Annotated in this window: 29 protein-coding genes; 28 read left to right on the top strand and 1 reads right to left on the bottom strand. The window is 45.0% G+C overall.

All coding sequences use genetic code 11. From position 1 onward, the window contains the following. Positions 1–8 precede the first annotated feature (8 nt). From NZ875_08170 to NZ875_08080, 19 genes are all read left to right on the top strand, one after another. Positions 9–2,177 (top strand): carbohydrate ABC transporter permease, encoded by a 2,169-nt coding sequence (locus NZ875_08170; GenBank protein ID MCS7175708.1) that lies wholly within the window; start codon positions 9–11, stop codon positions 2,175–2,177. Between the two features lie 10 nt (positions 2,178–2,187). After that, positions 2,188–2,403: a hypothetical protein gene (locus NZ875_08165; GenBank protein MCS7175707.1), complete on the top strand. Its 216-nt coding sequence runs from the start codon at positions 2,188–2,190 to the stop codon at positions 2,401–2,403. Then, positions 2,400–3,170 carry a class I SAM-dependent methyltransferase gene (locus NZ875_08160; GenBank protein MCS7175706.1) on the top strand — a complete coding sequence of 257 codons (771 nt, stop codon included), beginning with the start codon at positions 2,400–2,402 and terminating at the stop codon, positions 3,168–3,170. The genes NZ875_08165 and NZ875_08160 overlap by 4 nt, the downstream gene beginning before the upstream one ends. Then, the gene (gene miaA, locus NZ875_08155; GenBank protein MCS7175705.1) at positions 3,167–4,078 is read left to right on the top strand and encodes a tRNA (adenosine(37)-N6)-dimethylallyltransferase MiaA; all 912 of its coding nucleotides are present in this window, start codon (positions 3,167–3,169) and stop codon (positions 4,076–4,078) included. Before NZ875_08160 ends, miaA begins: the two co-directional genes overlap by 4 nt. A gap of 18 nt (positions 4,079–4,096) precedes the next feature. Next, entirely contained in the window at positions 4,097–4,375 is a 279-nt protein-coding gene (gene hfq, locus NZ875_08150; protein ID MCS7175704.1) for an RNA chaperone Hfq, read from the top strand. Further along, positions 4,359–5,636 carry a GTPase HflX gene (gene hflX / locus NZ875_08145; protein ID MCS7175703.1) on the top strand — a complete coding sequence of 426 codons (1,278 nt, stop codon included), beginning with the start codon at positions 4,359–4,361 and terminating at the stop codon, positions 5,634–5,636. Before hfq ends, hflX begins: the two co-directional genes overlap by 17 nt. Beyond that, positions 5,618–6,592: a M23 family metallopeptidase gene (locus tag NZ875_08140; protein ID MCS7175702.1), complete on the top strand. Its 975-nt coding sequence runs from the start codon at positions 5,618–5,620 to the stop codon at positions 6,590–6,592. Before hflX ends, NZ875_08140 begins: the two co-directional genes overlap by 19 nt. A 5-nt stretch (positions 6,593–6,597) precedes the next feature. Further along, positions 6,598–6,930 (top strand): hypothetical protein, encoded by a 333-nt coding sequence (locus NZ875_08135; GenBank protein ID MCS7175701.1) that lies wholly within the window; start codon positions 6,598–6,600, stop codon positions 6,928–6,930. After that, positions 6,927–8,120, top strand: a complete 1,194-nt coding sequence (gene metK / locus NZ875_08130) for a methionine adenosyltransferase (GenBank protein MCS7175700.1) — start codon at positions 6,927–6,929, stop codon at positions 8,118–8,120. Before NZ875_08135 ends, metK begins: the two co-directional genes overlap by 4 nt. A gap of 15 nt (positions 8,121–8,135) precedes the next feature. Further along, positions 8,136–8,423, top strand: coding sequence for a 30S ribosomal protein S20 (gene rpsT / locus NZ875_08125; protein ID MCS7175699.1), 288 nt, complete (start codon positions 8,136–8,138; stop codon positions 8,421–8,423). Positions 8,424–8,526: 103 nt separating this feature from the next. Further along, a complete protein-coding gene (locus NZ875_08120; protein MCS7175698.1) occupies positions 8,527–9,090 on the top strand; it encodes a CPBP family intramembrane metalloprotease in 564 nt (187 codons plus the stop codon). 21 nt (positions 9,091–9,111) lie between these two features. Beyond that, complete coding sequence (locus NZ875_08115; GenBank protein ID MCS7175697.1) at positions 9,112–11,565, top strand: ATP-dependent Clp protease ATP-binding subunit; 2,454 nt, start codon at positions 9,112–9,114, stop codon at positions 11,563–11,565. Next, positions 11,562–12,896, top strand: a complete 1,335-nt coding sequence (gene radA, locus NZ875_08110) for a DNA repair protein RadA (protein MCS7175696.1) — start codon at positions 11,562–11,564, stop codon at positions 12,894–12,896. Before NZ875_08115 ends, radA begins: the two co-directional genes overlap by 4 nt. Further along, entirely contained in the window at positions 12,883–13,950 is a 1,068-nt protein-coding gene (gene disA / locus NZ875_08105) for a DNA integrity scanning diadenylate cyclase DisA (GenBank protein MCS7175695.1), read from the top strand. The genes radA and disA overlap by 14 nt, the downstream gene beginning before the upstream one ends. 34 nt (positions 13,951–13,984) lie before the next feature. Continuing rightward, a complete protein-coding gene (gene rpmH, locus NZ875_08100; protein MCS7175694.1) occupies positions 13,985–14,119 on the top strand; it encodes a 50S ribosomal protein L34 in 135 nt (44 codons plus the stop codon). Further along, positions 14,101–14,469, top strand: a complete 369-nt coding sequence (gene rnpA / locus NZ875_08095; protein MCS7175693.1) for a ribonuclease P protein component — start codon at positions 14,101–14,103, stop codon at positions 14,467–14,469. Before rpmH ends, rnpA begins: the two co-directional genes overlap by 19 nt. Beyond that, a complete protein-coding gene (gene yidD / locus NZ875_08090) occupies positions 14,469–14,708 on the top strand; it encodes a membrane protein insertion efficiency factor YidD (GenBank protein MCS7175692.1) in 240 nt (79 codons plus the stop codon). The genes rnpA and yidD overlap by 1 nt, the downstream gene beginning before the upstream one ends. Further along, positions 14,705–16,042: a membrane protein insertase YidC gene (gene yidC / locus NZ875_08085; protein MCS7175691.1), complete on the top strand. Its 1,338-nt coding sequence runs from the start codon at positions 14,705–14,707 to the stop codon at positions 16,040–16,042. Before yidD ends, yidC begins: the two co-directional genes overlap by 4 nt. 6 nt (positions 16,043–16,048) lie before the next feature. Further along, positions 16,049–16,690, top strand: a complete 642-nt coding sequence (locus tag NZ875_08080) for a protein jag (GenBank protein ID MCS7175690.1) — start codon at positions 16,049–16,051, stop codon at positions 16,688–16,690. On the opposite strand, the gene NZ875_08075 is transcribed toward NZ875_08080, so the two are convergent. Then, complete coding sequence (locus tag NZ875_08075; GenBank protein ID MCS7175689.1) at positions 16,687–17,283, bottom strand: hypothetical protein; 597 nt, start codon at positions 17,281–17,283, stop codon at positions 16,687–16,689. The genes NZ875_08080 and NZ875_08075 overlap by 4 nt on opposite strands. 126 nt (positions 17,284–17,409) lie before the next feature. Between NZ875_08075 and NZ875_08070 the strand changes: the two genes are divergently transcribed. From NZ875_08070 to NZ875_08030, 9 genes are all read left to right on the top strand, one after another. Further along, positions 17,410–18,534 carry an ABC transporter substrate-binding protein gene (locus NZ875_08070; GenBank protein MCS7175688.1) on the top strand — a complete coding sequence of 375 codons (1,125 nt, stop codon included), beginning with the start codon at positions 17,410–17,412 and terminating at the stop codon, positions 18,532–18,534. Between the two features lie 55 nt (positions 18,535–18,589). After that, entirely contained in the window at positions 18,590–19,492 is a 903-nt protein-coding gene (locus NZ875_08065; GenBank protein ID MCS7175687.1) for a branched-chain amino acid ABC transporter permease, read from the top strand. 7 nt (positions 19,493–19,499) lie between these two features. After that, positions 19,500–20,558 carry a branched-chain amino acid ABC transporter permease gene (locus tag NZ875_08060; protein MCS7175686.1) on the top strand — a complete coding sequence of 353 codons (1,059 nt, stop codon included), beginning with the start codon at positions 19,500–19,502 and terminating at the stop codon, positions 20,556–20,558. Then, on the top strand, positions 20,555–21,334 hold the full coding sequence (locus NZ875_08055; GenBank protein MCS7175685.1) for an ABC transporter ATP-binding protein: 780 nt from the start codon (positions 20,555–20,557) through the stop codon (positions 21,332–21,334). Before NZ875_08060 ends, NZ875_08055 begins: the two co-directional genes overlap by 4 nt. Continuing rightward, positions 21,331–22,050 (top strand): ABC transporter ATP-binding protein, encoded by a 720-nt coding sequence (locus NZ875_08050; GenBank protein MCS7175684.1) that lies wholly within the window; start codon positions 21,331–21,333, stop codon positions 22,048–22,050. Before NZ875_08055 ends, NZ875_08050 begins: the two co-directional genes overlap by 4 nt. Before the next feature lie 116 nt (positions 22,051–22,166). Then, positions 22,167–23,030 carry a DegV family protein gene (locus NZ875_08045; protein MCS7175683.1) on the top strand — a complete coding sequence of 288 codons (864 nt, stop codon included), beginning with the start codon at positions 22,167–22,169 and terminating at the stop codon, positions 23,028–23,030. Continuing rightward, complete coding sequence (locus NZ875_08040; GenBank protein ID MCS7175682.1) at positions 23,027–24,016, top strand: hypothetical protein; 990 nt, start codon at positions 23,027–23,029, stop codon at positions 24,014–24,016. The genes NZ875_08045 and NZ875_08040 overlap by 4 nt, the downstream gene beginning before the upstream one ends. A 4-nt stretch (positions 24,017–24,020) precedes the next feature. Beyond that, on the top strand, positions 24,021–25,550 hold the full coding sequence (locus NZ875_08035) for an HD-GYP domain-containing protein (GenBank protein MCS7175681.1): 1,530 nt from the start codon (positions 24,021–24,023) through the stop codon (positions 25,548–25,550). Between the two features lie 18 nt (positions 25,551–25,568). Continuing rightward, positions 25,569–26,222, top strand: a complete 654-nt coding sequence (locus NZ875_08030) for a 5'-methylthioadenosine/S-adenosylhomocysteine nucleosidase (protein ID MCS7175680.1) — start codon at positions 25,569–25,571, stop codon at positions 26,220–26,222. Positions 26,223–26,227 lie beyond the last annotated feature (5 nt).

Genomic DNA, 26,227 nt, shown 5'->3' with positions numbered 1-26,227 from the left:
TTATGATCATGCCTTTCGCATGGATGGTATCCACCTCTTTTAAAACGCGAAGCGAAGTAGAGAGGTGGCCTCCCATCTGGACCAGTAAGAATTTTTCTAGAACTTGGTATGTGAAGAACAACGTTTCTCGAGTTTCCATGGGTGGCTTAGACTGGAAAGGGTTGACATTGAGAGAAGCGCTCGTGCTTCTGCAACAAGAGCTCGAACAAAATGTGCTACGGATTCAAATAGACGACGATCCTGTTCACAGAGGTACCGTAACTGTCTCTTTCCCACCCGATGCGAAATTCTTCCGTGGAAAACTTGACAGTGATGTTTTCGGAGAATTTGCGAATAAACTGAGAGAAACAACCAAGCAAAAAGAAGTACTGCAACTTTTGGATGAGAGCATCGACGCAGAAGAATTTTTCAGCAAATTTTTTGCTTTGTATTTGCATGGAAAAGATGCTTATCTTGATCGGCGAAATTACATCGATCTTGTCGAGAAAACGATCAACACTGCTGTTGAACAGATCGAAATTTTGTCACGATATGTCACCAGGATTCCAGAGGAATACAGATCTCAGTTTCTGAACTTCGTTGAGTCAGCCAAGAAAATTTGTGCCGAGATTGTTTCCTCCGTAACGATGTTCAGAAAAGGTAAGAAAGCGATTTTGGACCTCACTGAGTTAGAGGTTCTCTTGAAGTTGTTGAAAAATTCACTCGAACAACTTTCGGCGAATGCTTTGAGTGAATCTGTTAGGAATAATCCCGTGATCCGACTGTACGAGCAAAGAGTCATAGATCCGATAGAAACAGTTATTGACAGAATCGGAACCTACCTTTTTGTACACAATTTCTTCCAGTCTGTACAACGAGAAGCTGTCGAATCATCTGAAGTGAAATTCAAGTTCATGAGTGAAAGAGCGAGAAAAAACGTGTTTTCATCTATGATGCAACGAATGAACATTCGGAGAGATTTGGAAATCGCTGTGGCTGAGGAATTGAAAGGCCCGCTTGAAGGTCTCGTGGAGAGAGTTGAGAAGAGGATCGATGAAAGATTTTATTCCAAATTGGAATCGCTCGGCGTTGAAAACGTTAGGATCTATACGCAACAGTTGAAACAGAGTGCTTCACAGTTCTTGAATCTTTTGAAACCTAAAGCGTTGAACTTTCGAATGTTTGAAGACTTTTCGCAATTGAAGCAGTGGTTGCAACAGGATGACTCTGTAGCCTCGAAGGTTACCTTGAGCAAGTTGGAACAGTTGGCTTTTGGATTGAATGAGCAGGAATTTTTCAAGGCGTTTCAGGATGTTTGTGAAGAGATAGAGACAATAAGTCAATTGAGGGCTGCTCTTTCTAGAACTCAAAGTTTGATGGAGCTTATTAGCGCTCCAGATTTTGTGGAAGAAGTAAGATTGAAACGCAACCAAACGATCGAACTTGTCCTGAAAGACGTTCATCCTGTGTACTTAGAAGATGAGCGTTACATTGTGCGCGTCGATTATACTTTCAAAGAAATGCTTGGGAACGTTTTTCACAACTACGTTTCAGCTTGGAAAAGCGCACCTTTTGGAATCTATTACTTCAACACTGTTTTCGTTTCGACGGTGACGACACTCGCGGAGATCGTTCTCTGCGCGATGGCTGCTTACGCTTTCGCTTTGATGAATTTTCCAGGAAAGAATATCGTCTTTGCAGTTTTTCTGAGCACAATGATGATACCAGGAGAAGTATTACTGGTGCCCAATTTCATCACAATTTCAAAGTTAGGTTGGATCGATACGTACTATGCTCTCATAATTCCTTGGATTGTCAGTGTTTTCGCAATCTTTCTGCTGAGACAACACTTTTTGGTCCTACCAAAGGAGCTTCAGGACGCGGCAAAGATAGATGGTTGTTCTCATTGGAAGTTTCTTTGGACAATCGTGGTGCCTCTTTCGAAACCGGCGATAGTGACCGCAGCACTTTTGAAATTTGTGGGAAGTTGGAACGCTTTTCTGTGGGTGCTCATTGTGACGAACAAAGATAAGTTCAGAACACTGCCTGTGGGGCTGCAAACTTTCAGTACGGATGTGGGCACAGTTTACAATTTACTCATGGCCGCGGCAACTTTCTCGATTCTTCCCATATTGATTTTGTTCTTGCTCACACAACGATATTTTGTTCAGGGTATCGCTCGTACAGGCTTGAAATGAGGAATGGTGTATGAAACACTTAAAAAGACGTCGCGATAATTTCATAGGAAAGGTGATGATTGTAACTTTTTTTGTCATAATGTTCCTGTGGGCTGGATTTTGCCTGCATCTTGTCGTTGAAACGAAGAAGAATGCTGAACTTGTGGAAAGAAGAGACAGTCTATTAAAGCAGGTCGAAGAATTGGCGAAGGAAGTCAACGTGTTGAAGGAGAACAAACCGCGATGATCTTCGTCACAACATCTCATAAGCCAGCAAAAGAACAAGTTTTGAAAGCTAGAAGATTAGCAGAAGAACTGGGATTACCATACCTCTCGCGCAAAAATCATTCAAACCTCCTGAGCTTCGTTGGAGATGATTACTGCTACGTTGTTGAGTCTGACAGAATCGTTGTGAAATATAAAAATGGTTCGCTGTTCTTTCATCCATCCACCGCAAAGGTGAGGATGAGGAACATAAAAAAAGGATTGAAAGATCACCTCATAGAGTGTCTCGGTTTGAAGGGTGATGAACTCATCTTGGATACAACCTTTGGACTTGGAGCCGAGGCAATACTCATGGCTGGCTTTCTTCGTGAAGGTAGAATTTTGGGTTTAGAGGCTTCGGTGCCCATATACATAGTTGTGAGAGAGGGTTTGAAAACTTACAGAGATAAAGAAGAATGGATAAATATCGCTATGTCAAAAATAGAACTTTTAAACTGTGATTTCAGAACCTACCTTTCGAGCTGTCCCGACGGATTCTTCGATATCGTTTACTGTGATCCAATGTTCGAGAATCCTGTGTACGAATCTTCTTCTATGAACCCATTGAGACCTTTCGCTGTCTATGCTACTGTGACAGGCGCGGACGTTAGGGAGATGATCCGAGTTGCTCGAAAAAAAGTTGTTTTGAAAGCACACGCAAAAGATTCTATGTTTGAGAGAATCAAAGTGGACATGATAACTGGTAGTAAGAAGAGTCAAGTTTTGTATGGAGTGATCAATAAGAAATGATGATACTGACTGGCCCAACTGGTGTTGGAAAAACTGCCATCGCTATAGAAGTCGCTCTCCGTATCGGTGCAGAGATCGTTTCAGTTGACTCGAGGCAGATATACAAGCTCATGGATATAGGGACAGCCAAACCGACACTTCATGAGAGAGAAGTGGTATTTCACCATTTGATCGATCTGATCTATCCGGATGAGTACTACAGCGTTTATAACTTCAGAAACGATGCTTTGCAAGCTGTTGAGAGGGTCAAGCAAAAGGGGAAAATACCCCTGTTGGTTGGAGGTACAGGGCTTTATGTGGACGCATTGGTGAGGGGTATATTCGATGGAGTACCTCGCGATGAAAAGTTGAGACAACAGTTGATGCTCAAAGAAAACCAACAACCTGGTTCACTCAGAAGATGGCTTGAAAAGATAGACCCTGAAGTGGCAAGGAAAATACACATCAATGATCTGAAAAGGACCGTGAGAGCTCTTGAAGTTTGGCTCAAAACTGGGAAGACCATCTCGGAGCTTTGGAAGAGCGCTCAGCCTGCAGGGAAATTCGTGATCGTTGTTCTGACGAGAGATCGACAAGAACTTTATGATAGAATCAACATGAGAGTAGAAAAAATGATGAAAAACGGGCTGATCGAGGAAGTTAAAGCTTTGCTCGACAGAGGGTACTCAAAAGATTTGAACGCTTTGAAAACAATTGGTTATCGAGAGGTCATCGAGTATCTCGAAGGAACCGAGACCTTTGAACGAATGGTGGAAAAAATCAAGCTCAACACTCGCCATTTTGCCCGAAGACAACTCATATGGTTCAGAAGGTACAAAGATGCGATCTGGCTAGATGCAAACAATGAGGGAATAGTTGAGAAACTCGTTTCTTTAGCGAGAGAATGCGTATATAAAAATCTACGATGATGTTGGGGGGTCTAGAGGATGGCTGAAAAGTTCAACCTTCAAGACAGATTTTTGAACACTCTGCGCACGAATAAAGTCGAGGTAAAAGTCTACTTGGTCAATGGGTTTCAAACCAAGGGCATTATTCGTTCCTTCGACAGTTACACCATTCTTCTTGAAAATGAAAATCAACAGAGTCTCATTTACAAACACGCCATAAGTACGATTATGCCAACGTCTTTTGTTAAGCTCGTGAAGACGGAGCAGAAGGAGAAGGAGGAAGCCCAGCAAGGACAGTCTGATGGTGCGGACGAGTGAAACTACAGATTTTAAGAGAGTTTTGATGCTCACAATAGATAGCGATAGCCCGTCTTGTGAAGAATTGATCGATCTTCTGTCCAACCTGGGAGTGAAGGTTGAGGAAATTGTAAAGCAGAAGCGCGAGTTCCCTGACTCGCGCTTTTATCTTGGCCGAGGCAAAGTAGAATCCCTCGTCGAGAAAGTCGAGCGAATGAAGATCGATTACGTCGTGGTTGACAGTGAACTCACCCCACTCCAAGTCAAAAACTTGGAGAAAATTCTCAAAGTTCCTGTAAGGGATAGAACGCAGATCATTCTGGACGTTTTTGCACGCCATGCCACCACGAAGGAAGGAAAACTTCAAGTTGAGCTCGCCCAGCTTCAGTACGAACTGCCTAGATTGGTTGGAGAAGGTAAGAGTTTGTCGAGACTGGGTGGTGGCATCGGAACGAGGGGACCAGGTGAACCAAAGCTCGAAGAGAAAAGAAGGGAGATACGCGAAAGGATAAGTGCGTTGAAAAAACAATTGGATGAAATCAGAAAGAACAGGGAGCAGCAACGGAAGCTCAGATTAGACAACGAACTTGCAACTGTGTCGATAGTTGGTTATACCAACGCTGGGAAATCTTGCTTGTTGGCTGCTCTGTCGGCTGATCCTTCGATCACCGCGAGTCCTAGGCTCTTCAGCACTTTAGCGCCAGTGGTGAGGCGGGTGAAATTACCGAACGGACGAATCGTATTGTTCAAAGATACTGTTGGTTTCATAAGGAAAGTGCCACACTCCATCGTGGAAGCTTTCAAATCAACGCTAGAGGAAATCGTCTTTTCAAATCTTGTGATATTACTTGTGGATGCTTCGGACAGAGAATTCTCAGAGAAAATAAAGGTGGCTGAAGAAGTCTTGAACGAACTAAACGCTTACCAAATTCAACGGTTGCTGGTTTTCAACAAGATTGATTTGCTCAGTGAGGAAGATCTTCAGCGGCTTTTGGATGATTATCCAAGCGCAATTTTTATAAGTGCCCTCAAGCGTCAAGGATTAGACGTGCTCCTCAAAGAAGTTTGTCGAATCTTAGAAAGGGAAGAGATTGAAATGGAGCTTCTCGTGAAACTGGATCGTTTACACCTGTTAGAAAAGTACCGCGAAAAGATAACAATTGAAGAAAGTGTTTACACTCCTGGCGGAGTTGTTGTTAGAATAAAAGCTCGTGAGAGTGTACTGAAAAAACTCGCAACACTTTTCGATGGAGGGATGGTTGAGTGCGAAGGTCAGTGCTGATGGTTCTGATAATCTTACCGGTGTTCGTGCTAGCCACGTTCGTACCACCTGTGGATGGCCAACTTTTGATAACCTCCAGTTTCGGTGAATTCAGAGGTACTGGAAACAGAGGTCCACATTTTCACATGGGCGCCGACTTTTCAACGCAGATGCGCGCGGGTGTCCCAATACTCGCTGCAGCAGATGGATGGCTCGTGCGGGTGGAAATAGATGAAGATGACATATACGGTAACGTAGTTGTTCTCCAACATGAAAATGGTATGAGGACCTTGTACGCCCACCTCAGTGATTTTTCCGAGAAGATCAGGGGTATCGTGAACAGTGTCGTGAGCGAGTTCGGAAGAAGAAGGATCGTGGTAGAGTTTCCCGAAAGAACTGTTTGGTTCAAGGCGAAGGAAACAGTGGGTTATTCTGGCCAAACTGGGGAAGCCGCTCAGCCACACTGCCATTTCGAGGTGAGAAACGCGGATGAAACTTTACATTACGATCCCACTGATTTTCTACTCGTTCCAAAACCTTCAGATGCTAGATTCACCGTGAGAGGGTTGATCATAGACGGTGAGAAGCAAACTTACACTGAGGGAAAAGTATACAAATTTCGAGGTGATTGGCCAAAGATCGCTTTGGATGCAGTGACAATCATAGGTAGGAACAACATCGGTATGAAATCTTTGAAATTGTATTTGAACAACAGTTTAGTGTATCATATCAATTTCAGTGAGATACATGCAAACGAGTTCAACAACGTGTGGGCAGTCTACACTGAAGATTCAATCTCGGATGGGTACAGATATGCCGCTTACTACAAGCTCTATCCAGACAAAGGGAGTAGAATTGTTAAGTTGAATAAGTTTCCCGAGCTGGGACAGCTTCCTTCTAGAGTGAATGTGGTTATAGTTTGTGAGGACATTTGGAAAACTGAGTATGAATTGAGATTCGTTTTGGAAAGAAGGTAGAAAGCGTGTGGTTCTTCGGACGAAAGAAAGTCAAGAACCTCGCTTTGGATCCTTTTTACAGACATGGTAACACGTTAGTGGTGTACTTCAAATGTTCCAAGTGTGGTGAATATTTCCGTAGCCATTTACGCATGGGTTACGATTTCATAAATGATTATGACAACCCGAGCACTCCATACAGAATTGATAAGATCTATGTTGGTTCAAAGTGTCCAAACAAGTTGCATCTGAGTGCCACGTTCAGTATGAACTATAAAGTTCGATCCTTCAGCCTTGAAGGTGGAGAATTCGTCACCAAAGAACAGTACGAACAGCACACAAAGGAGGAGGAGAAATGAAGAGGTTGTTCACCAGTGAGAGTGTTACAGAAGGTCATCCAGACAAGATGGCAGATCAGATATCAGATGCGATACTGGATGCAATTTTAGAGCAGGATCCGAACGCGAGGGTTGCCGTTGAAACATTAGTTACCACAGGGATTGCAATAGTTGCTGGAGAAGTCACGACGGAAGCCTATGTGGACATCCAGGAAATCGTTCGAAGGACGATCCTCGACATAGGTTACACCAGGGCAAAATATGGTTTTGACGGTGAAACTTGTGGAGTCTTGACTTCCATTCACAACCAGTCACCAGATATAGCCATAGGAGTGAACAAAGCACTGGAGGTTAGAGAGAAAAACCATCTCGATGACGATTACGACAAAATCGGTGCTGGAGACCAAGGAATGATGTTTGGATATGCCACCAACGAAACACCTGAGTACATGCCACTCCCAATAATGCTCGCGCACAAGCTCGCGATGAGACTCGCTGAAGTTCGAAAGAAGAAGATAGTCCCGTTTCTCAGACCTGATGGAAAAACTCAAGTCACTGTCGAGTACGATGAAAATCTGAAACCAGTGAGAGTCGATACGATTCTCATTTCTGCTCAGCACGAGCCGGATGTGACGATCAATGAACTCAGAGAAGCCCTCATTGAACACGTCATAAGACCAACTATACCGGAACAGTACTGGTCAAACGATGTGAAAATCTTGGTGAACCCAACAGGAAGGTTCGTACTCGGAGGTCCATCAGCAGACACAGGTTTAACTGGACGAAAGATCATAGTGGATACCTATGGAGGTTGGGTACCACACGGAGGAGGAGCTTTCAGTGGCAAAGATCCCACGAAGGTGGATAGATCAGCTCACTATATGGCACGATACGTTGCTAAAAACATCGTTGCTGCTGGCTTAGCTGATCGTTTCCTGATACAAGTTGCGTACGCGATCGGTAAAGCACGGCCTGTATCGTTGATGATAGACACGTTCGGGACCGCAAAGGTTGACGAGGAACGCCTGAAAAAAGCTGTCGTCGAGGTGTTCGATTTTCGACCACTTGCGATCATTGAGAAGCTGAATCTACGCAGGCCGATATATAAGAAAACGGCAGTTTATGGGCATTTCGGTAGAAATGATCCCGATTTCACATGGGAAAAACTCGATGCCGTTGATGAACTCAAGAGATATTTCAACTTGCGATGAGGGAGGCGAATTGCCGTGGCGAGGAAAGTCAATAAATCAGCTTTGAAGCGTGTGAAACAGTCGGCTGAAAGAAGGGAGAGAAATAGATCTTACAAAACGAAGATGAAAAACAACGTCAAAAGTGTTATGGAGGCTATAAAAGCCGGTGAGAGCAGGGAAAAAATCATGCAGCTTGTCAGAGAGGCTATCTCCGCCATAGATAAAGCTGCTTCGAAGGGTGCCATTCACAAAAATCAAGCTGCGCGCAGAAAATCTCGTCTCATGAATCTCGTCAACAAAAGTTTGCAAATGATTCAACAGTGATAAGTTAACAAAACTTAAAGTGTCTTTTCTCGTTTGTTCCAGCACCTGCGATTCAGGTGCTGGTTTTGTTTTGATGGTAAAATTTAATCAGGAAGATGTTGCCATGAAAAGTAGGCTGCTGTTCCTCTTGTTCTTATTAGTCTTGTTTTTGGGACCATTCATAGTGAGTTTGAACAGCTCGATATGGAGCGCAACAGTATGGTATGCAATACTTTTATTTGTGAGCTTGTTCTCGATGAAGATGGAGAAAATAGGTTCGCTCTTCAGCTACAAGAAGGGCATCCTTCTGAGGAGCTTGTTGTATTTGCTTGTACTTTACGGCTTGCTTGCACTGACGAACGCGATCTTTCCTCAGCAAAAAGATTCCGTTCAGAAACTGAGTTTAGATCCCGGTTTGATCGTTCTTGCTCTCTTTCTGGCCCCAGTCGCGGAAGAAATTGCTTTTCGGGGTTATACACAGTCGGTTTTCAAAAAGCGTCTCGGTACGAACGGAGCTATAGTTGTAACATCGCTTTTCTTTTCATTCTTTCATCCGATGGCTGTTTTTCCACAGATATTCGTGACTTCTATGTTACTTGGAACGATAAGAGAAGCTCACGGATCTTTGATACCTTGTATGATAGTTCACTGTCTAAACAATGTGGTGGCATTGATATCATCACTGTAAAACGTTGAAGAGGTGATGCGAATGTTCGATAAATTCTCAGAAAGTTCCGCAAGGTTGATCGTTGAAGCACAGAAAGAAGCCATTGAGATGGGCCATTCGTACGTTGGTACCGAACATATACTTCTGGCCATACTGAAGCAAGATACTCCGCTCAGTGAATCTCTCGCTGAAATGGGTGTTACTTATGCGCGTGCAAAGAACGAGATCATATCCATGGTTGGAATGGGCATGCGAGGTTATTCTAGTTCGCCTCAGATGACCCCAAGAGCCAAACGTGTCATCGAGCTCGCTTACGAGGAAGCGAAATACTTGGGTAGTGAAAAAATTCAGCCTGAGCATATCCTCCTAGGTATCATCAGGGAAGGTGAAGGTATCGCAGTTCACGTACTGAGAAAAATGGGTGTGGACCTTGGCGTACTCAGAAGAAACGTTGTTGAAAGTTCGCAGCAACGTGAAAGTGATTACGATATCGACAGGTCCTCGGACAATCCTTCTGTGAGGCATTTAGAGGGTTTTGGAATAGATCTCACGGCGCTCGCCATGAAAAACCAACTCGATCCCGTCATTGGAAGAGAGGAAGAAATAGCGCGCGTGATGCAGGTGCTCGTCAGGCGAAAGAAAAACAATCCTGTGCTCATAGGTGAACCGGGCATTGGTAAGACTGCCATCGTGGAAGGTCTCGCACAAAAGATAGTGGCTGGAGATGTCCCGGAGCCGTTGAAACACAAAACGATCTTCTCTCTGGATGTTGCCGCGCTCGTTGCTGGTACCAAGTACAGGGGCGAATTTGAAAAGAGGATGAAGAAATTACTCCAGGTCGTCAGTCGCGATCCTAACATCATACTCTTCATAGATGAGATCCACACAATAGTGGGTGCGGGATCTGCAGAAGGTGCTGTGGATGCGGCGAACATACTCAAACCGGCCCTCGCTCGTGGTGAAATCAAGTGTATTGGTGCCACAACGCCTGACGAATACAGAAAGTACATAGAGAAAGACGCGGCTTTGGAGAGACGTTTCCAAAAAATTTACATCAGAGAACCCAGCGCTGAGGAAACTTTGGAGATTTTAAAGGGGTTGAGACACAAATACGAGTCACACCACAGAGTTAAGTACACCGACCCCGCACTTGAAGCTGCTGTTTATCTTTCGAAACGTTACATTACAGATCACTTCCTTCCAGATAAAGCGATAGACGTGATAGATGAAGCTGGTGCCAGGGCGAGACTGAAGAGTTTCATCCTCCCACCAGACATCCAACTCTTGAAAGCTCAGTTGGAACAGACCAAGAACGATAAAGAGCTGGCCGTACTGAACCAAGATTACGAGAAAGCTGCTGAGTTGAAAGAACGTGAACGGATCCTTTCTGCACAGCTCAACGATAAATACCAGCAATGGAGGAAATCTGTTGAGTCATCGATCATAACGGTCGACGTGGACCAAATTGCGGAAGTTGTATCGGGTTGGACAGGTATACCACTGATGAAGATAGAAGAGAGCGAGAGCGAAAAACTTTTGAACTTAGAAAAAGCCTTGCATCAACGTATCGTTGGACAAGATGAAGCTATAAAGGCGATCGCGAGGGCTATAAGACGTGCACGAAGTGGTTTAAAGGACCCAAGACGTCCTATTGGCGTGTTTTTGTTCCTCGGTCCGACGGGTGTTGGTAAAACTGAGTTGACGAAAGTGCTCGCTGCACACCTTTTTGGTGATGAAAAAGCTTTGGTTAGATTCGACATGAGCGAGTACATGGAAAGGTTCTCGGTCTCCAGATTGATAGGAGCACCTCCAGGCTATGTTGGTTACGAGGAAGGTGGTACTCTCACTGAGAAAATCAGGCGTAGGCCTTTCTCTGTCATTTTGTTCGATGAAATCGAAAAGGCTCATCCAGATGTTTTCAACATACTTTTGCAAATAATGGACGATGGACGATTGACAGATTCGCAAGGTAGAGAAGTAGATTTCAAGAACACCATTATAGTCATGACCAGCAACATCGGTGGCACGTTGATAAACAAAGCTAAAAGAACGCTCGGATTCGTTTCGCAAGAAGATTCGCAACGGGACTATGAAGAAATCAAAACGCTTGTTCTTGACGAGGTTAAGAAAACGTTCAGGCCAGAATTTTTGAACAGAATAGACGAGATCGTCGTGTTCCATCCTCTCACAAAAGAACACGTTTCGAAGATCATCGATATACTCGTTTCAGATGTGCGTGAGAGGCTGAAGAGTAAAGGCTTAGACATAATCTTGACAAAATCTGCAAAAGAGTTCCTCATGGAGAAAGGGTTCGATCCCGTCTATGGTGCAAGACCAATGAAACGTGCGATTCAGCAGTATCTGGAAGATCCTCTAGCGGAAGAGATTTTAAGAGGTAAATTCAATTCTGGAGATGTTGTTGTCTGTTCTCGAGGCAAAAATGGTCTGAAGTTCAACAGAAGACGAATAACGAAAGCAGGAGTTCTTCAGGGATGAGAAAAAATGAACTTTTCGTGTGTGAAAGCTGTGGATACGAATCACCGAAATGGTTCGGAAGATGTCCGAATTGTGGTGCTTGGAACACTGCAAAACAATTCACACCTTCCGAGAAACCTGGAAGAGGGAGGAAGACTGGACCAACAACATTGAAGAAGATAGCCGTTGAGCTGCGAACCAGCAGAATTTCTACAGGTTTTTCCGAATTGGACTCAGCGTTGAATGGAGGATTATTACCTGGTCAAGTTGTTCTACTCGGTGGAGAGCCAGGCGTGGGTAAGAGTAGCCTGGCTCTTCAAATTTGTTGCCAGTTGGCGAATAAGGTCAAATCACTTTACGTAACGGCGGAAGAATCTGCCGATCAAATAGCGTTCAGAGCGGAGAGGTTTGGTTGCAAATCGCAGGACAACGTAGTCATCCTCACTGAGAATGATCCGATGCTTGTTTTAGATGTTCTGGACAATTCATTTGGTCTTCTGGTCATCGATTCCCTCCAAGCGATGTATTCAGAACAAGTAGGATCTTATCCGGGCAGTGTTGCCCAAGTTCGTACTGCGGCTTCTTTGATCACCGAACGATGCAAATCGCTCTCGATACCAGCCATACTCATAGCACACATTACCAAAAGTGGTGAGATAGCAGGTCCAAAGATGGTGGAGCACTTGGTTGATACCGTGATCTACTTTGAGGGTGAGGTGAACACGGATTTCAGGATACTGAGAGTCGTGAAGAACAGATTTGGCCCTTCAGGTGAGGTGTGTGTTTTTGAGATGTTTGAATTTGGATTGAGACAGATCGAAGAATCGTTCCTCATAGATATTGAAGAACCACCTTCGGGTAATTGTTTCAGTTGTGTGATCGAGGGCTCGAAACCTTTCATCGTCCAAGTTCAAGCGCTCGTCTCGAAGGCTCGTTCTTTGTCAGCGAGGCGCATCAGCAATGGTTACGATTTGACTAGACTTCTGATGCTCATAGCCGTTCTCGAGAAACACGCGCGTCTCCCTTTGGAGAACAGAGATGTTTACATAAATGTGATGGGTGGTCTCAGAATCACCGATACGGCAGCAGATTTGGCTGTAGTGTGTGCCATCGTTTCCTCCCTCACAGAGCTTTCTTTGGGCAAGATGGCAGCCTTTGGGGAAGTGAGTCTCGATGGTAGGATCAGGCCGGTCCACAGGGTGAAGAACCGTTTGGATGCCCTTAGCAAGTTGGAGTTGAAGAAAATTCTTTTGCCTTCAGCTTCCGATACCAACGAACAAAATTGTGTTGCGTTGAAAGATGTGAGATCTTTGCTCAGCATCTTGGGGGGGAAGAGTGTTGATATCCAGTGAACTTCTTGCGAAGATCGCTCTGCTTTCCCCGGGTACCAGGCTCAGAAAAGCACTTGACGATATAATGGCGGCAAACCTAGGGGCATTGATCTTCTTTGTCGATGATCTGGCAAAGTACAGAAACATCATTCAAGGTGGATTCGAGGTGAACTGTTCGTTCACACCTGAAAGGTTGTATGAGCTTTCGAAGATGGATGGTGCGATAGTTGTCTCCGAGGATGTTTCGAGGATTCTCATAGCGAACGCACATCTTGTACCGGATCCATCCATCCCAACGGTTGAAACTGGTACCCGTCATAGGACGGCCGAGCGTGTCGCAAAGCAAACTCACTGCATGGTGGTAGCCATATCCAAACGTAGGAACGTGGTGACCGTTTACTATGGTCAACACAAATACATCTTGAGTGACACAAGGCTTCTCATGGCGAGAGTATCTGAAGCGCTGAACGCGTTGGAGAAGTATCGTTCCAACTTGGATAAGCTTTTGTCCACGATCGATTCAGTAAGATTCGACACAGGTGTTTCCATCCACGATGTTGCGAGAACCGTAGAGAAAGCCATCAGAATGATGAAGATATACGAGGATATCTATCCTTATATGGTGGAACTCGGTGAGGAAGCCAACTTGATGTGGGTTCAATTGGAGGAATTGCTCGCGGATGTGGAAGAAACAGCGATGTTGTTGATCATGGATTTCAGTGTTGGTGATGTAGATGCCGATCAAGCCGTTCAAATTACCGAGAAATTGAAACAAGAACGAAATCTCACTGAGATGAAAATCATAAAAGAACTTGGTTTCAATGTACAGACGATTTCTCAGGCGGGTGAGACCGTTGTCTATCCGAAAGGTTACAGATTCCTGAAAGGTACAGTGAGGATACCCCTCAACGTCGCGCAGAATCTTGTGAAGGCGTTCAAACATCTGAAAAACCTCAGCGAAGCGGATGTAGAGGTGTTGAAATCTGTAGATGGTATCGGAGAGAAAAGAGCGTTGGCAATCGCAACAAATCTTGGTATGATAAGAGGAAGGGAAAGGATGCAAAAAGTAGAGTGAAAGAAAAACCAGCATAGAGAGGGAGGAGTGCGAAATGAAAAGAACTTACCAACCGAATCGAAGGAAAAGGCAAAAAACTCACGGTTTCCTCGTCAGGTCCCGTACAGCTTCAGGTAGAAAGGTGCTCGCCCGCAGAAGGGCAAAAGGTAGATGGAGATTGGCAGTTTGAATCTCCATTCTTTTCCTCGCAGAGAAAGGCTGAGACTGAAGCGAGACTTCGACAGAGTTTTCCGTGAGGGCAAATCGTTACAAAGCAATTTTTTCACCGTGCTCTATGTCAACAATAACCTTGATTTCAACAGAATAGCCATTGTTGTAAAAAGAAAGCTTGGCAAAGCACACGATAGGAACAGAATAAAGCGCTTGATCAGGGAAGCTTACAGAACGATGAAACCAGAGCTTTCGAAGAGTTTCGATATCGTTGTGATACCGCGGAAAGCTCTGTCTGAAGTTCTCGATGAGCTGGATTTCCACACGATGAAGAGTGAACTGGAATATCTGTTGAAGAGGATCGGATAATGAAGAAGATGGTTCTCGGTTGCATAAGATTTTATCAGAAGTACATTTCTCCCTTGAAACCTCCAACGTGTAGGTTTAACCCGACTTGTTCCAACTATGCGCTGCAAGCCATCGAAAAGTTCGGGGTGATGAGAGGCTTGATATTGTCCATTTGGCGTGTGCTCAGATGTAATCCACTGAATCCAGGTGGAGAAGATCCTGTCCCAGAAAAATTCACATTGAGGAGGAGATCGACTTGAGAAATCTGAGATTCTTGACGCTTTGGTTCTTGATCGTACTCACGGTTCTGATCTTTGCTCAAAACGAGATTAAAGTGGCACTTTTGACCAATGGAGTGAAGGTTCAAACGAGGTTCGTGGAGTACGATTTCGATCAGGATGGTAACCTGGCAAACGTTTATTTGACAGCTGAGAAGAAGGTTCACGTTTTCGAGAGAGATAAAGACGGTTTTGATCTTTTCACGATGGATGGAACTCCGATCGGTGGAGAGTTGCAACTACAAATCTTAGGTGATCAGATCGCGCCGAACACTTACAGAGGTGACCTTAGGTTAGTTTATGATTTTAAAAATGTGAAGAAAACTTACGTTATTCGGAACGTTCCAGAATACCTTGTAGAAGTGAGGATTGAAGCAAAAGAACCATTGATAGTTAATCTCCCGCGTGTGTGGTTTTCAGATAATGATCGAATAGTTAGAGATTACTTCATCTCTTTGTCGCCCAAGACTAGGACGTTGAGTTTGGTAAAAACCAATTCTGAAAGGATCACTTCAAATACCGTGCGAATTGAACGCGAATCAGTGCTGATCTTCCATCTTGGTCCCTACAAAAGGGTGTTTCTCAAAAAACTCTTTCCCAATGACTATGAAGCCATTGTATCCACGCTGAAGACCATTCCAGGTTCTTCAGTCTGGTATGACGCTGTGTTCTACCCACTTGTATGGTTCTTCTGGTGGTTGTTCGGGCTCACGAAGAATTTCGGCTGGGCGATCATCTTGTTCACCATAGTTGTGAGGTTTGCGCTGTATCCACTCTATCATGCTCAGACCAAATCGATGATAAAGATGCGTAAGCTACAACCGAAGATCGAGATGATAAGGAAGAAGTACAAAGATCCAGCAAAACAGCAGGAAGAATTGCTCAAGGCGTACCGTGAAGAAGGAGTGAACCCAGCCAGCGGTTGTCTGATGCTTTTGATACAACTTCCCATCTTCTTCTTGCTCTATGCAGTCATACGGTATTTCCAAGAGGAATTCGCTTTCAACGGACGCTTTTTGATCTGGTCTGATCTTTCCAAAGGCGGATTTCAAGCCAATGCTATCTTCATTTTGATCACGATCGTGGCAAGCTATTACAACACTCTTATCACCAGTCAAGATACCAGATCCGCTTGGCAGGGAATATTGATGTCCGTTGCTTTCACGTTTTTGTTCGTAGGTCTTCCGAGTGGACTTTTCCTGTACTTCACAACGAACACGGTGATCCAATTGCTGGTCACTTACTACATCTACAAACGTTACAAGATCAAGGGTATAACTACGCGCGAACTTCTGGGGTTGAGGTCCAAGGGGTGAGATAAGATGAAAAAGGTTAGGGTCAGTGCACCAACGGTTGAGGAAGCTTTGAAAAAAGCAAAAGAATGCTTTGATTTAGAAGATGGTGACTACGAGTACACTGTGATCGATAAAGGATCGAAGGGGATATTTGGCCTGTTTGCAAAGAACGCTGAAATAGAGATCACTCTCAATCCAAAATACTTCGCTCGAAAGCTGGAGAAATTTTTGTCGCAGATCGTCAGTGCTTGCGGGAATGTGACGGTGAGGGTCTCGAGTTCAAACAGGAGATTCCTGGTTGAGCTCGATGGAGAGGATATAGGACGATTGATAGGAAAACATGGTAAAACACTCGCTGCTCTTCAACACATCGCGATGATATATTTGAACAGGATGAGCGATACGAAGCTTTCAGTCTCGGTGGATGCGGGAGAGTACAAAAAGAGGCGAAAAAGGAATTTAGAGAGTATCGTTAAGCAAGCTATAGAGCGCGCAAAGGCAACCAAAAGTAAAGTCGTACTCGATCCCATGTTCGCATTCGAACGGAGGCTCGTTCATGAGTTGGTGAAGCAGTACAAAGATATCAAGAGCTATTCTGTGGGCATTGAACCATACAGAAAAGTGGTGATCGAGTACAATGCCAACGGAAAGAGTGAAAAAAACGACTAAGCTCTTTTCCAAGCGTCTAAGGCTGCGCTCGCTGCGGCGATGAGTGTGTCACGTCCAACCTCGGCACAACCTACTAAGCTTTTTTCTCTGCCGTTTGCGAGTTTTGTGACGTGACAAACGACGAAATCTTTTCCTGCCAAGTTGATGAGCCTAACATCGTCAACGGAAAAAACATCGTTCGAAAGATCATCTAAAGCTTTCAAGACAGCCGAAGCAGCTATCTTGAGTCTTTGAAGGCTCGTTTTTGGCCCTTCCGCAACTCCTTCATAAGTTTCGTTATCACGTTTGATGGACACAGTTATTCTCAAATTCTTGCCTATCTCCTCCAATTTGAGGGATTCAACGCTGTAATCATCCTCTTGCTGATATTCTTGGTTCAACTGCGCGACACTTACGATTTTCCTGTCGATCCTCAATCCCGTCGAAGCCAGTATCGCAGTTTCCACATCTCGAACTATCTGCTTCGGGTTCTTCCCGGAATCTGCAACGATGTGTATTTCTCTTATCGCGTCACTGTCAGAAACCACTCGTGCTGCAACGATTCCAGAAATCTGTGTGATTATGCTTTCCAATTTTTTTGGATCCACCGACACAGTTTTCCCCCCACGGCTCCAATTTTAGCACAAATGTTCGATCGAGAACAGGTTGACTAGTATCCTCCAGGCCATGGTATAATAGCGGAAAATAAAATCCTCAAACTGTTCAGTGGAGGTGGTGTTGTGCGTAAGTGTTTGTTGTTTGTGCTGTTGATTTCCGCCGCGCTTTTTGCTATCGCTCAAGTCACGGAAGTTAGGATCGGTGCAGGTTGGGAAATGACAGGCCCCATAGCAGGTTTCGGTCAAATGTCGTGGGATGGTGTGAAACTCGCGATGAAGTTACGACCAACGGTTAAGATCCAGGGTAAAGAGGTACCAGTCGTTGTGATTCTGCTCGACAACAAAGGTGACAAGGCTGAGGCTGCCAACGTCGCAAGGAGATTGATCGATGTAGAAAAAGTGTCGGTCATACTCGGACCGTGTACAAGCTCGTGTGCCATGGCTGCCGGTGCCATAGCTGAGCAAAAACAAGTTGCTATGGTAACGAACACAGCAACGAACCCGCTTGTAACTCAGAACAGAAGATTCATCTTCCGTGCTTGTTTTGTGGACACACTGCAGGGCCAACTCCTCGCCAAGTTCGCTTGGGAAAATTTGAAGGCGAGGAACGTAGCAATCATGGTCGACGTTGCCCAGGATTACGTCGTTGGTTTGGCAAACTACTTCAAGCGTGAATTCGCAAAGTACGGTGGCAAATTCTTTGAAGCTTACTACAACACGGGTGATCAAGATTTCTCAGCGCAACTGACTTATGTTCTTTCGAGAAATCCAGATCTGATCTTCATGCCTGGTTACTACGCTGAGATAGCTCTGATGTGCAAGCAAGCGCGAGAACTCGGGTTCAAAGGTAACTTCCTCGCAGGTGATGGTGCGGATGCGCCTGAAGTGGTACAGATCGGCGGCAAGTTTGTGGAAGGTCTCTGCTACACGACGTACTTCCATCAAGATGCAGATTTATCACCGAAAACGAAACCTTTCGTAGAGGCATACATGAAAGAGTACAACAGAAGACCTGACGCATTCGGGGCACTTGCGTTCGACGCCTACAATTTGGTGCTCGATGCGATAGAAAGAGCGCAGTCCACCGACCCAGTCGCCATTAGGGATGCTCTCGCAGCCACCAAGGGCTTTGAGGGTGTGGCAGGTACCATCAGTTTCCCACCCGATTCGGGTGATCCGATCAAACCTGCTGTGATAATCCAAATAAGGAACGGAAAGCCTGAACTCCTCACGGTTGTCAAGCCGTAAGATGGGAGCCCCCCGAGAGGGGGGCTTTCAGCTTTGAGGAGGGGTCGAGTTGAGGATCGCTGACTTCTTTCAACATTTGGTCAATGCATTTTCGCTTGGTGGTGTATACGCACTGATCGCGATAGGGTACACGATGGTCTATGGGATCTTGAGGCTCATCAATTTCGCCCACGGTGAGATATTCACTTACAGCATATATTTCGCTTTCTATGGTGTTTCTCTCTTCCTTCTTCCTTGGTGGGTTGCTTTCATTCTTTCCATCTTTCTGACTGCATTTTTAGGATCGCTCATAGAACGAATTGCCTACAGGCCTTTGAGGGATGCTCCTAGGATATCCGCCCTCATAACTGCGATAGGTGTCTCCTTCTTCTTGCAGAACTTTGCTACTGTTGTGTTCGGTGGTCGTGCGAAATCTTTCAATCCGCAGACTGGAATGTACCCAACATACTTTCTGAACGTACTCAACATTGGTGGTGTGAGGTTGAAAATACTCTCTGTGATAACACTTGTTACAGTGACGGTCTCGTTGCTCATTTTGATCTGGATAGTTTACAAAACGAAAACAGGTATGGCTATGAGAGCCATCTCAAAAGACATTCCAACGACACGTTTGATGGGTGTGAACGTGGATAAGATAATAATGATCACGTTCATGCTCGGTTCATCTTTGGCAGCGGTTGGTGGCTTACTGTGGGCCATGACTTATCCTCAAGTTTATCCGTTCACCGGTGTCATACCGGGTTTGAAAGCGTTCACGGCGGCCGTCGTGGGAGGCATAGGAAGTATCCAAGGAGCAATGCTTGGAGGATTCATACTGGGTGTGTGTGAAATCATGATAGTGGCTTTCTTCCCTTCCATAGCAGGATACAGAGACGCCATCGCCTACGCTATACTCCTCTTTGTACTGCTCGTCAGGCCGAAAGGAATACTCGGCGTCGAGGTCACCGAGAAGGTGTGATGGATCTATGGTGAAGTTAACGGTCAAGATGAAGATCATTCTCACATTGATTTTGATTTCGACTGTGGGTTTTCTTCTTGTGCTTGCGAACCATAAGGCGAGCGATTACATCGTCATGATACTCAACTTGATGGCTATAAACATTATCTTTGCAGTTTCACTGAACTTGATCAACGGCATCACTGGGATATTCTCTCTGGGACATGCGGGTTTCATTGCGATAGGGGCTTACGTGTCCGTTCTGTTCACGCTTCCTGTTCAACAGAAGGAAATGAGTTATCTGATAAAGCCTGTTATGCCTCCATTCGATAGAATCGAGGCGCCGTTTCTACCATCCACATTGGCTGCTGGCCTCGCAGCAGCGATCTTCGGTTATATTGTCGCGGCTCCATCGCTCAGATTGATCGGTGATTATCTTGCAATAGCGACACTCGGGCTTGGTGAAACGATCCGTATCATTGCGAACAACGCTTGGTCCATAACGAACGGGGCGCTTGGTCTGAAAGGGATACCTCAATATACTAATTTATACTGGTCGTGGGGTTGGGCCTTAGCGACCGTTTGCTTCGTTGCGAGCCTAACTAAGAGTTCTTACGGTCGGGCACTGAAGGCTATCAGAGAGGATTCAATAGCAGCGAAAGCTATGGGAATAAACGTTTTTTCCCATCAGGTAATGAGCTTTGTCATAGGATCATTCTTCGCAGGTGTTGGTGGTGCACTCTGGGCGCATTTGATAACGACGATCGATCCGAAATCTTTTGGTTTTACAAAAACCTTTGAAATATTGATCATGGTCGTGCTCGGTGGTTTGGGGAGCATAACGGGTTCCATCGTAGGTGCTGCCGTTTACACTGTAGGATTGGAGTTTCTGAGGATCCTTGAAAGTCCGTTCAAAGTGTGGTTCATCAACTATCCCGGCATACCTGGCATGAGGATGGTCGTACTGGCAGTTCTTTTGATCGTGCTCATGTTGTTCTGGCAACGAGGGATCATGGGTAGGGATGAATTGAGTTGGGAGAAGTTTTTCTCGGCTTTTGTTAAGCTCAAGCGAGGTGGCAGAAGATGAGCGACATCGTTTTGAAAATTGAAAATGTCACCAAACGTTTTGGAGGTTTAACAGCTGTTGATAGATTCACGGGGTATGTAAAGAATGGAGAGTTACTCGGCCTCATAGGGCCAAACGGCGCAGGTAAGACAACTCTTTTCAATCTGATCACTGGTATGTACGAACCGGACGAAGGTGAAATAGTCTTCCTTGAGAAAAAATTGAACGGTTTGAAACCGCATCAAATAACGCGTCTCGGTATCGCCAGAACTTTTCAGAACATAAGATTGTTCTCCGATATGACCGTTTTGGAAAACGTGATGGTGGCAAAGCACGGTAAGTTGAGTATGTTCTCGATGTTCAGTTTCGTGCTCAAAACGCCACGAGCATTGAGGTTCGAAAAAAATGTACAAATCGAATCGGAAAAACTTTTACAAAAAGTTGGTCTGTTGAGCTTCGCTGAGGAGAAGGCGAGTGTGCTTCCTTATGGCTTGCAGCGCAAGCTTGAGATAGCCAGAGCCTTGGCAACAGATCCGAAGCTTTTGTTGCTGGACGAACCTGCAGCGGGGATGAATCCTCAAGAAACTCTGGAGTTGATGGATTTCATCAAAGCGATCAGGGATGAATTCAATCTGAGCGTTGTCGTGATCGAGCACGATATGAAGGTTATCATGGGAATATGCGAAAGAATTTACGTCATGGATTACGGTAAACTCATTGCTGAAGGAACGCCAAAACAGATCCAGTCGAATCCGTTGGTGATTAAAGCTTATCTCGGCGAGGAGGTGCCAGCATGAACGAACCACTTTTAACGTTGAAAGATCTACACGTACACTACGGGAACATTCACGCAGTAAAAGGCATCTCCTTGCACGTAAAGAAGGGACAGATCGTCACACTCATCGGTGCCAACGGAGCAGGTAAGAGCACCACTCTTAAAGCCATCATGAATTTGGTGAGAAAAAGCTCTGGAAAGGTTCTCTTCAATGGGATCGATATAAGTAAGCTTCAAACTCACGAAATTGTCAAAGCAGGTATCGCACTCGTTCCAGAAGGAAGAAAAATTTTCCCAAACTTGACAGTCTATGAGAATCTCATGATGGCAGCTTATTCACGAACAGACAGAGAACAGGTCAAGCAAGATCTAGAATTCGTCTTCAGTCTTTTTCCACGTTTGAAAGAACGGTTGAAGCAATTAGGTGGTACGTTGTCTGGTGGGGAGCAGCAAATGCTCGCCCTCGCAAGGGGACTGATGAGCCGTCCTAAACTGCTCATGCTCGACGAACCGTCTTTGGGGCTCGCCCCATTGTTGGTGAAGGAAGTTTTTCAAGTGATACAGAAGATAAGGGAGGAAGGAGTCACGGTGTTATTGATCGAACAAAATGCACTCGGAGCGTTGAAGATAGCCGATTATGGTTATGTACTTGAAACGGGACGTATAGTGCTCGAAGGCGATGGTTCCATGTTGCTCAACAACGAGGGTGTGAAGAAAGCGTACCTTGGTATCGCTTGATTCAGTATTAAAATGCTCGAATAAGATTAAACTTCTCAAAAATACCGCGGAAACTGATAAAATTTATCTTGCAATTGCAACTATGACTCAACTCTTTCAAAATGGGGTGGTGGAGGATGAAGAAAGTCAAGATCGTTTTGGACAGCACTTCAGATGTGCCCAGAGAATGGATTCAAAAGTACGACATTTCCATCATACCACTTCACGTGACCTGGCCAGATGGTAGTCAGGAAGACGATACGAGAGATCTTCAAGAAATTCAGAACTTTTATGAACGGATATCCAAGGCGAAGGATTTGCCGAAGAGTTCTCAGCCATCGGTAGGAGAATTTTTGGAGCTCTATGAAAAAATCAAAAAGCAAGGTTACGAAGAGATCTTGGTGATGACCATTTCTACGGCGTTATCTGGAACTTACGATTCGGCCACACAGGCGGCCAGACAAACCAGTATACCAGTGCATGTGGTCGACACGAAATTGGCCTCAGCTGCTATGCCACTGCCTGCCAGGAGAGCCAGAGAGCTGGAAAGAGAAGGCAAAGATGTTAAGCAAATTGTCGAGATCATCCAAGATGACATTAAAAATGGACGGTACAAAGCGATCTTCTATGTTTCAAACTTCGATTTTCTCATTAAGGGTGGTAGAGTCACACGCTTGCAGGGCTTTTTCGGTAGCATTTTGAACATCCATGTTGGCCTTTGGATAAACGAAGAAGGAAAACTCATACCTTTCGAAAAAGCGAGGGGACAGAGGAGAGCTCAGGAAATGCTGATCAAGAAGGCTTTGAGTATGGTACCTGAGGGAACAAAAGTTCGCTTGCTCATGGTCGATGCTCAAGAGAGGGAGAGCACGCAAACCATGCTAGAGATGCTGAAAAAACACTATCAAGTTCTTGACGTTGAATTCACGGAGATGGGTAAGGTGATAACCACGCACGTTGGTCCGGGCACCGCTGGTTTTGGTATGGAGGTCATTAAGTGAAGAAGATCGTTTTAATATTCCTGTTCATCTCAGTATCAGTGGTGATAGTACTACTCACCCAACTGAGATTGGACAAGCCAGTGATAATCATTTTGGACGACGGTGAGGCGAGGTTTCAACACGGTGTACGAGATTTTCTGAATCGTAGAAAGCTTTCGTACGAGATCCAGATTGTAAGAATAGATACTGGCTGGGACAAACTTGAAGCAACTTTAAAAAAATTTTCGAACAATTATTCCATAGGGCCAAGGTTGAGCTCTCAAGCGTACCTTTTACTTCCAATTCTTGAAGAGAACAGAATTTTCACGATAGCACCTTTGGTGACGTCTAACCGTGTTGTTGGGAAAAGTCAGTATCTAATGTCACTCGCTGTGACTGATGAAGAACAGGGTGAGCAAATCGCAAAGCGAATCTTGGCCCATGGAAAAACGAGGGTGCTGTTCATCTGCGACAGGAACAATCCTGTTCACAATCAAACTCTCAGGGAGGGTTTGGAAAAACATCTTCCCACACCGCTCGAAACTGTGGAAATTTCAGAAGTGGAGGAGCTTCTTAACAGTAATTTCAGTTTGTACGATGCGATCGTGCTGAGTTTGGATGGGAAAAAAGCTGGATTGATCGCTCAACTGATCCGATCGAAAAATTTCGATGGTCTCATCATCGGCAGTGACTATGTATTCACTGAGGATTTGATAAGGAGTGGTAAGCAGTCCGTTGAAGATATGCTCGTTTGTTGTTTGTATGACTACGAAGTCATGAGAATTCAAGGGTTTGATGACATGCAGGTCGCTGGTGCCTTCGACGCCGCCATGGTGATAGCCGAGCTTGTTCAAAACAGAGTTTCAACGGAGAAGGCCGCGGAGTATCTCAAAGATCGCAAATTCAACGGGATCACGGGCCAGTTCGTCGTCGCATCGGATTTGTCAACCAAACGACAGTTAACTTTCCTCAGGATAAGAAATGGGAAATTCGAAGTCGAGAGGTGAACAGATGAGTCTCAGCGAGATGGTGAAACGTTTCAAAAGATACGGCTTGATATTGATGATCATCCTCGTTGCAACGTTCATGATAGGTCTTTTCCCATTGGCTCAAAGGATAAGTGTGTACTACTCGACAACTTATGTGAAACAGTTGAAGAATTTTGTGAATGAACTGATTCAACGTGTGAGTGGTCAATCCCAACCGGCGTTGGGTATCGTCGTGAAGAGGTTGACAAAAAACTTCATCGATGTTTCCACAGGCGTCGATCTCTCTGGATTGCTGGTTTATGAAGATCTACCGGGACTTTCAAGAAATCCAAAAGGTCTCTTCACTTACGGTAGTAGTGCGAAATTCCTGCTCGTCGACGAACCTCACATTCTTTTAATTGAAATTCCTTCATCGTTATTTGAAAGGATCCTTTCGGCGGAAATGGCGTACGTTTTTCTCGCCAGTTCGGATGGTACCATCGTGGTATCCAACAACATGAACCTCTTGGGGTCTAAGATCTATCCAAAGAAGGGTTTTTCGAAAATTGGATCCTCTGTTGGTTACATGCAAGTTGAACCTATCGAACCGTTCAAAGCTTTCGTGTGTTCCTTCATTCCGTTGAACACTTATTTGGTGGTTCTGCTTCCGTACTTTTTGGTGTTCATAGCGGCTCTGTGTGGTGCGGCAATTTGGTTAACTTTGGCCTACAGTTTCGAGAATAGATTTATGACGGCGATGAACCTGGCGCTCGAGAACGTGAATCAAAGTTTGTCAAAGTTGGATAAAACCGAAGAAGTTGTTTATGTACCTATAGAAACTGAGATAACAGAACTGAACCAGCTGCAAAACGGCATTCAAAGACTCATCGAGGCTCAGAAAGCATCTTGGCATGAACTTCATGCGATGATGAACAACTTGCAAGATACCGTAAACGAGCTTGAGGAAACTCAGAAGGTTTTGCAAGAAAGAAACACACAGATCATTGCCACTCTGGCCGAGGCTATAGAAATCAAAGACGCCAACACCTTTGGGCATTCGGACCACGTTGTAACGCTCGCTCTCGATCTGGCGAAAGAGCTTGGGCTCACAGATCCAGCTGATTTGGAGGCCATCAGGTTCGGTGCATTACTGCACGACATAGGTAAGATAGGAATACCAGAGCACATTCTCAACAAACCAGGTAGATTGACACAAGATGAATACGAGATCATGAAGATGCATCCGATCTACGGTGAAAAGATCGTCAGAAAGATTTCAGGTTGGGACCTTGTAGCCGATATAATCAGACACCATCATGAAAATTTTGATGGATCTGGTTATCCGGATGGTTTAAAGGGAACGCAGATCAGTTTGAGGACACAAATAGTTGGGCTTGTGGACGTATTCAGTGCACTCATTGAAGATAGACCCTATAGACGCGCTTTGAGTGTTGAAGAAGCACTGAGGCTCATGGAGAACGAAATGGTTGGCACGAAATTCGACCCAAAACTGTACGAAGCTTTCTTGAGGGTGCTTCAGAGATACATACGTAGGTCCTCGACGAGGGTATAATTCTTTCTGGGTGATTTCATGATCGCAATCGTTGGGGTTTTGCCTGATGAAATCAAGCCCATTGTTGATTCACTTGCACCTAGATTGCAGATTTCTCAGTTGTTGAAACGTCCAGTTTTTCGTGGGTTGATAGGTTCCAACGAGGTCCTGATCATCAGTGGTTGTGTTGGGAAGGTGGAGACTGCGTCCGTTGTTCAAGCAGTCATAGATGGGTTCAAACCAGATTGTCTACTACTGATCGGAGCCGCAGGTGCTCTACGTCAAGATGTCCCACTCGGAACACTGGTAGCTGGCACTGCGTACGTTGAATACGATTTTTCGCCAAGAATAAATGTCGATTCTCTCATAAGCCCTCGTCAAGAAGTGTTCGCCCCGTTACTTGAATCGAGCGAGGTCAACTGTGGAATCATCACCTCAGGCGATAGTTTTGTCTCTTCCGAGAGTTTGGCGAAGAAGATCCATGAAGCGACCGGAGCAATTTGCGTGGATATGGATTCCGCTGCGGCAGCGAAGGTTTGTGTGGAGAACGAAAAACCGTTCTTATCAGTGAAAGTGATAGTTGACTTTGCCGGTTCGAAAGCTATCGAGCAGTACATCGAGAATCACGCCAGATTTGGACCCAAGGCTGCGTATTTTGTCGTTGAGATTCTCAGGAACGTGGTCTTGGTCTGAGGTGA

Source organism: Pseudothermotoga sp., assembly GCA_025060105.1.
GTDB lineage: Bacteria > Thermotogota > Thermotogae > Thermotogales > DSM-5069 > Pseudothermotoga_A.
The sequence above is the reverse complement of the archived record's forward strand: the minus strand, read 5'-3'. Positions and strand labels throughout refer to the sequence as shown.